Raw genomic sequence first — 6,494 nt, forward strand, 5'->3', positions numbered from 1 at the left:
CCCCGGTCCCGGCCAGGGCGTCGCGCAGCTCGTCCAGGCGCGCGGGATGGCGGTCACGGCCAGGCGAGGCCTCCACCGTCGCGCCTGTTCGGCCAGCCGGGCGATGTTGGCGCCGCCGGTCAGGGCCTCGACCTCGAAGACCCCCGCCCCGCCCGCCTCGGCCTGCGCCATCAGGTCCAGGGTCGAACAGCCCACCGAGCCGGTCGATCCCAGGACGGTCACTCGCCGCCGGATCACGACCCGCCTCCGAAATTCATCACGACCACCCGGCCGACCGCGATGGCGACGATGCAGAACATCAGCCCGTCGACCCGATCCAGCAGGCCGCCATGACCCGGAATGAGGGTTCCGGCGTCCTTGACCCCGAAGCGCCGCTTCAGCGCGGATTCCCACAGGTCGCCAGCCATGGTCGCCAGGGCGCCGACGAAGCCCAGGAGCGCGCTCCACACGAGGTCCGGCGCGCCTGCCTCGGGCAGGGCGCTCATCACCACCCCCGCCAGGGTGCCGGCCGCCAGGCCGCCGATGAAGCCGGCCCAGGTCTTGTTGGGCGAGTAGCGGGGCCACAGCTTGGGCCCGCCCACGGCGCTGCCGACCAGGAAGGCGGCCACGTCGGCCGACCAGGAGACCACGAAGGCCAGGGTCACCCAGTAGAAGCCGACGGCGCTGGTCCCGTCGCGCAACCAGACCATCAGGATGGCGGGCCAGCCGATGTAGAGAACGCCATAGGCGGCGTCGATCCCGGACTGCCCCCTGAGCTTCACGAAGAGGCCCGCGGCCGCGCCGCCGAAAACCAGCATCAGCAGGGCCGGCGACAAGCCCGCCCCCTGCACCAGGATCACCGCGGTCACCAGGCGGCCCCGACGGCGACCGCGACCGGCCGCCAGGCCTCGCGCGCGCTCATCCGGGCCCATTCCATCGCCAGAAGGACGCTGGCGATCACCATCACGCCCAATATCCAGGGGCCGCCCAGCCAGGTGGCGAAGACGGCGGCGGGCGCCAGAATCAGGGCCGACAGCGCGCGCGGCCCCATCTCCCTGATCTTCAGCGCCATCAGACGGCCGCCTGGTCGGCGAGAGCCGCTGTCGGGCGACCTCCGAAGCGGCGATCCCGGCGCCGGTACTGGGCCACCACGTCCGCCAGGGCGTCGGGGCCGTAGTCGGGCCACAGAATGTCCTGATAGATCAGTTCGGCGTAGGCGGCCTCCCACAGGAGGAAGTTCGACAGCCGGTATTCGCCCGAGGTGCGCACGATCACGTCGACGGGCGGCCCGCCGGCGGTGGACAGGCCCGCGCCCAGGGCGGCTTCGTCCAGCGGCTCGACCGCCTCGCCGGCCCGCACCCGATCCACGTAGCGCCGCGCCGCGTCGACGATGTCGGCCCGGCCGCCGTAGTTGAACGCGACCTGCAGCAGGAATTTGGAGTTGTGGCCCGTCTGGGCTTCCGCGCGGTCGGCGATCTCGGCGATGTCCTTCGGCAGACCCTCGCGGCGGCCCAGGACGCGCAGCCGGACGCCGGCCTTCTCCAGTCGCTTCAGGTCGCTGGCGACATAGCTGCGGACCAGGCCCATCAGGTCCGAGACCTCTTCCGTCGACCGGTTCCAGTTCTCGGTCGAGAAGCCGAACACCGTCAGACAGCCCACGCCTGCTTTCGGGGCGGCCTCAATGGTCCGCTTCAGCGCCTGAACGCCCTCTCGGTGCCCCACGGCCCGAGGCAGGCCGCGCGCGGCGGCCCAGCGCCCGTTGCCGTCCATGATGATGGCGACATGGAGCGGCCCGTCGGGCTCGGGTCTGGAAGTTTCGGCGGACATACGCGGCGATCCTACGGCAGAACGCGCCGTCAGACCTGCATGATCTCGACTTCCTTGGCTTTCAAGGCCTCGTCGATGCGCTTGATGGCCGCGTCGGTGTCCTTCTGGACCTCGGCTTCCATCTTCTTCTGTTCGTCCTGGCTGATCTCGGCCGCCTTCTCGGCCTTCTTCAGGTCGTCGTTGGCGTCGCGGCGGACGTTGCGGACGGCGATCTTCTGCTGCTCGGCGTACTTGCCGGCCAGCTTGGCAAGGTCCTTGCGGCGCTCTTCGGTCAGGGGCGGGATCGGGATGCGCAAGGTCTGGCCGTCCACGATCGGGTTAAGGCCCAGGCCGGCGGCCCGGATGGCCTTCTCGACGCTGACCACCATCCCCTTGTCCCAGACGTTGACCGAGATCATCCGCGGCTCCGGCACGCTGATCGCGGCGACCGCGTTCAGCGGCGAGGTCGAGCCGTAGGCCTCGACCTGGACCGGATCCAGCAGGCCGGCGTTGGCGCGCCCGGTCCTGAGGCCGTTGAACTCCTCCTTCAGAGCGCCCACGGCCTTGTCCATGCGGCTGCGGTAGGTGTTCAGATCAGGCTTGGCCATGGTCGTTTCTCTCGTCTTCTTATGCGGTTGTCAGGCGGCCTTGCCGTCCGAGTTGATCACGGTGAACGCGCCCTCCCCCCTCAGGGTCCGGCGGAACGATCCGTCTTCGCGGATCGAGAACACCACGATCGGAATGCCGGAGTCACGCATCAGCGCGACGGCCGAGGCGTCCATCACCTTCAGGTCCTTGGCCAGGACGTCGTGATAGCTGAGCACGTCGTACCGCGTCGCGGTCGGATCCTTCTTGGGATCGGCGGTGTAGACGCCGTCCACGCTGGTGCCCTTCAGCAGGGCGTCGCAGCCCATTTCGGCGGCCCGGAGCGCGGCGCCCGAGTCGGTCGTGAAGAAGGGCGCGCCCACCCCGGCGGCGAAGATGACCACACGGCCCTTCTCCAGATGACGCAGGGCGCGCCTGCGCACATAGGGCTCGGCCACGGCGTTCATCACCAGGGCGCTCTGCACGCGGGTCTGGACCCCGATCTTCTCCAGCGCCGCCTGCATGGCCAGGGCGTTCATCACGGTCGCCAGCATGCCCATGTAGTCGGCCGAGGCGCGGTCCATGTCGCCGGCCGCCTTGGACAGCCCGCGGAAGATGTTCCCGCCGCCGATGACCAGGCAGATCTCCACGCCCTCGCGCGCCACGTCGGCGACGGCGGCGGCCACCTCGGCCACGGTCTTCATGTCGATGCCGTAGCCCTGGTCGCCCATCAGCACCTCGCCCGAGACCTTGAGCAGGACGCGCTTGTAGCGGAACTCGGACGGAACGTCGGGCATGGAGGGACCTTGGGCGGGGGATTCGGCTCCTTATACGGAGCGGCCGAGCCGGTTCAAACCTAAACCGTCCGTCATTCCGGGGCTTCGCGCAGCGAAGAACCCGGAACCCAGGACCGCGCTCCCCCTGTCACAGCGCGTCCGAGTCCCGCGGCGATCCCCTGGGTTCCGGGTTCGCCCTCGCGGGCGCCCCGGAATGACGGCGGAGGTGAACTACAGCCTCAAAATGATCGTCTCGACGATCGGCCGGCGATCCCAGATGCCCTGGCTGGCCTTCTTCAGCGCCCGGGCGACCGCCTGTTCGACGACCATCTCGTCCTCCAGCGCCTCGCCCTTCAGCCCGCGCACCACCTGCTCCACCCGTTCGGCCAGGTCGTCCAGGATTTCGCCCAGCGGGCTGTCCTCGTCGCCCGGCAGGCCTAGGCCGCGCACGTCGATGTCCGAGACGATCTTGCCGCGCCGATCCATGGCGAAGCTGACGATCAGCACGCCGTTCGAGGCGGCGTGCCGCCGCTCGCGCAGCGCCTCGCCCGCCTCCTCCACCAGCATGCCGCCATCGACGAACAGGCGACCCGAGGGCACCTCGTCGATGATCCGCGCCGGGCCGGGCGCCAGCAGCACCAGGTCGCCGTTGCGCGGAGTGACCGTCTCGGGAACCTGCATGTCCTTGGCCAGCAGCGCGTGCTCGGCCAGGTGCCGGCGCATGCCATGGGTCGGGATGGCGATCTTCGGCCGGGCCCACTGATACATCTCGCGCAGCTCGTCACGGCACGGATGGCCCGAGACGTGGATGCCCGGATGGTCGCGGTCGGTGTAGATGCGCACCCCGCGCTCGGACAGCGTGTCCTGCAGCCGGCCGATGGCCAGCTCGTTGCCCGGGATGACCCGCGACGAGAAGATGCAGTGATCCCCCGGCCCCAGCTTGATGAAGGGATGATTGCCCTCGGCGACCCGCGACAGCGCCGCGCGGCTTTCGCCCTGGCTGCCGGTGCACAGATACAGGATCTCGTCCGCCGGCCAGCCGCGCGCCTGCTCCTCCGACAGGAAGGGCTGGATGTCGCTGAGCATGCCCACCGACTTGGCCGCCGCGGTGATCCGGTGCATCGAGCGACCGGCCAGGACGACGCGGCGCCCGGCGGCCTCGGCGGCGCGGATGACGCTGTCCATCCGGGCGACGTTCGAGGCGAAGCAGCCGACGGCGACCCGACCCTTCAGGCCCGAGATCAGCTCGGCCAGCGCCACCTTCACCTCGCCTTCCGAGCCGGCGACACCTTCCTGGAAGACGTTGGTGGAATCGCACACCATCGCCAGCACGCCCTCGTCGCCCAGGCGGCGGATGGTCTCAACGTCGGTGCGCTCGCCCACGACCGGATCGTTGTCGATCTTCCAGTCGCCGGTGTGCAGCACCGTGCCCAGCGGCGTCTTGATCGCCAGGCCGTTCGGCTCGGCGATGGAGTGGGTGATGGTCACCATCTCGATCTGGAACGGCCCCAGGTCGATCGTCCCGCCCAGCGGCACCTCATGCAGCGTCACCCGATCCAGCAGGCCGGCGTCGCGCAGCTTCTCGCGGATCAGAAAGGCGGTGAACGGCGTGGCGTACAGCGGCGCCTTCAGACGCGGCCACAGCCAGCCCAGGGCCCCGATATGGTCCTCGTGCGCGTGCGTCAGCACGATGCCGCGGATGTTCTCGCCCTCGAGATAGGCCGGGTCCGGGACGATCACGTCCACGCCCGGGGTCGAGGGATCGCCGAAGGTGACGCCGACATCCACCACGATCCACTCGCGGTCGTCCGCCGGGCCGTAGCCGTAGGCGTTCAGGTTCATGCCGATCTCGTTGGACCCGCCCAGCGGCAGGAAGACGAGTTCGTTCGATTTTTCTTTGGTCATTACGCCTTCAGATGGGTGTTCCGCCGCCAGATTTCGAGCAGGCCGCGGATGGTCAGGTCCGGATCGAACCGGTCGATGCTGTCGGTCGCGCCTTCGAAAAGCGACACCACGCCGCCGGTTCCGATGACGGTCATGGGCTTGCCCCACTCGGCCTTGATGCGCTCCACCAGCCCCTCGATCAGGGCGATGTAGCCCCAGAACACGCCGGACTGCATGCTCGAGACCGTGTCCTTGCCGATCACCTTGTCCGGCCTAGCGATGGCGATGCGCGGCAGCATGGCGGCGGCCTCGTGCAGGGCCTGCAGGCTGAGGTTCACGCCCGGCGCGATCACCCCGCCTTCGAACGCCCCGTCGGCGGCCACGATGTCGAAGGTGGTCGCCGTGCCGCTGTCGATGACGATCAGGTCGCCCGGATAGGCCAGGTGCGCCCCAATGGCGTTGACCAGCCGGTCGGCGCCCGCCTCGCTGGGCTTCAGTATCCGCACCGGAATGCCCAGGTCGACGTTGTCGCCGATCACCAGCGGCTCGACGTTCAGGTACCGCCGCGACAGGTTCCTTAGGTTGAAGATCGACTGCGGCACCACGCTGGAGATGATACAACCGGCCAGCTCGGCCAGCTTCAGCCCGCGCATGGACAGCAGCTGGGTCAGCCAGACGGCGTATTCGTCCGCCGTGCGCTGGGCGTCGGTCGCGGTGCGCCATTGGGCGATCCAGTCCGTCCCGTCGTGCACCGCGAACAGCGTGTTGGTGTTGCCTTGCTCGATCGCCAGCAGCATCACGCGGCGCTCCCTTGTAGATCGGGGCCGAAGAATACGTCCCCCGCCGAGATAAGGCGCAGCGAGCCGTCGGCCAATCTCAGCCTCAGCGCGCCGTCCGGCGCGACGCCCTCGGCGCGCCCTTCCACCGTCTCGTGACCCAGCCGGGCGACGGCCGGGCCGTCCAGCCCTTGGGCCCTCGCCGCCCAGGCGTCCAGGATCGGCTGGAAGCCCAGCGTCTCCCAGCGCTCCATCCAGACGCCGAACGTCTCGGCGAGCCTGCGAGCGGCGAGATCGACGCCCGGCGGCGCGGCGTGTTCGGCCGCCAGGTGGTGAACCAGGGCCGTCGCCGGCCGCTCGGTCCCCTCGGGCGCATGGGCCAGGTTCACCCCGATTCCGACCGCCAGCCACAGGCCGCCGGCGGCGTGCGCGCCGGACTCGACCAGGATGCCCGAGCTCTTCTGGCCCGCCAGCATCACGTCGTTGGGCCATTTGATCGTCACGAGCGACGACGGCGCCCAGCCGTCCAGCAGGTCGGCGACCGCCAGGGCGGCGATGAACGTCACCTGCGCCGCCTCGGCCGGCGGCTTGCGTGTCGTGGTCAGCAGGGTCGCGAACAGATTGCCCGTATCGCTCTCCCAGGCCCTGCCCCGCCGTCCGCGCCCCGCCGTCTGGCGCGCGCGGCGAT

Annotated in this window: 8 protein-coding genes and 1 pseudogene; all 9 read right to left on the reverse strand. The window is 69.8% G+C overall.

Annotated elements, in window-relative coordinates; all coding sequences use genetic code 11:
• Positions 1-237, reverse strand: a pseudogene (locus AC2W7C_RS11980) (1-deoxy-D-xylulose-5-phosphate reductoisomerase); the annotation flags it as partial.
• The gene (locus AC2W7C_RS11985; protein ID WP_486001647.1) at positions 234-848 is read right to left on the reverse strand and encodes a phosphatidate cytidylyltransferase; all 615 of its coding nucleotides are present in this window, start codon (positions 846-848) and stop codon (positions 234-236) included. The pseudogene AC2W7C_RS11980 and the gene AC2W7C_RS11985, both read right to left, overlap by 4 nt.
• A complete protein-coding gene (locus AC2W7C_RS11990) occupies positions 845-1,051 on the reverse strand; it encodes a hypothetical protein (protein WP_486001648.1) in 207 nt (68 codons plus the stop codon). The genes AC2W7C_RS11985 and AC2W7C_RS11990 overlap by 4 nt, the downstream gene beginning before the upstream one ends.
• Entirely contained in the window at positions 1,051-1,806 is a 756-nt protein-coding gene (gene uppS, locus AC2W7C_RS11995) for a polyprenyl diphosphate synthase (RefSeq protein WP_486001649.1), read from the reverse strand. Before uppS ends, AC2W7C_RS11990 begins: the two co-directional genes overlap by 1 nt.
• A 29-nt stretch (positions 1,807-1,835) precedes the next feature.
• Positions 1,836-2,393 (reverse strand): ribosome recycling factor, encoded by a 558-nt coding sequence (gene frr, locus AC2W7C_RS12000; protein WP_486001650.1) that lies wholly within the window; start codon positions 2,391-2,393, stop codon positions 1,836-1,838.
• A gap of 30 nt (positions 2,394-2,423) precedes the next feature.
• Positions 2,424-3,167, reverse strand: a complete 744-nt coding sequence (gene pyrH / locus AC2W7C_RS12005; RefSeq protein WP_486001651.1) for a UMP kinase — start codon at positions 3,165-3,167, stop codon at positions 2,424-2,426.
• Between the two features lie 210 nt (positions 3,168-3,377).
• Positions 3,378-5,051 carry a ribonuclease J gene (locus AC2W7C_RS12010; RefSeq protein ID WP_486001652.1) on the reverse strand — a complete coding sequence of 558 codons (1,674 nt, stop codon included), beginning with the start codon at positions 5,049-5,051 and terminating at the stop codon, positions 3,378-3,380.
• A complete protein-coding gene (locus tag AC2W7C_RS12015; protein WP_486001653.1) occupies positions 5,051-5,830 on the reverse strand; it encodes a type III pantothenate kinase in 780 nt (259 codons plus the stop codon). The genes AC2W7C_RS12010 and AC2W7C_RS12015 overlap by 1 nt, the downstream gene beginning before the upstream one ends.
• A partial coding sequence (locus AC2W7C_RS12020) for a biotin--[acetyl-CoA-carboxylase] ligase (protein ID WP_486001654.1) occupies positions 5,827-6,494 on the reverse strand: 668 nt, incomplete at its 5' end. The genes AC2W7C_RS12020 and AC2W7C_RS12015, both read right to left, overlap by 4 nt.

Source organism: Brevundimonas sp. CURTG3B2_SDJG (genome assembly GCF_057364705.1).

Excerpts from the sequence above, each read along its gene's own strand:
- AC2W7C_RS11990 (WP_486001648.1), bottom strand. The coding sequence starts at position 1,051 with ATGGCGCTGAAGATCAGGGAGATGGGGCCGCGCGCGCTGTCGGCCCTG.
- uppS (WP_486001649.1), bottom strand. The coding sequence starts at position 1,806 with ATGTCCGCCGAAACTTCCAGACCCGAGCCCGACGGGCCGCTCCATGTC.
- frr (WP_486001650.1), bottom strand. The coding sequence starts at position 2,393 with ATGGCCAAGCCTGATCTGAACACCTACCGCAGCCGCATGGACAAGGCC.
- pyrH (WP_486001651.1), bottom strand. The coding sequence starts at position 3,167 with ATGCCCGACGTTCCGTCCGAGTTCCGCTACAAGCGCGTCCTGCTCAAG.
- AC2W7C_RS12010 (WP_486001652.1), bottom strand. The coding sequence starts at position 5,051 with ATGACCAAAGAAAAATCGAACGAACTCGTCTTCCTGCCGCTGGGCGGG.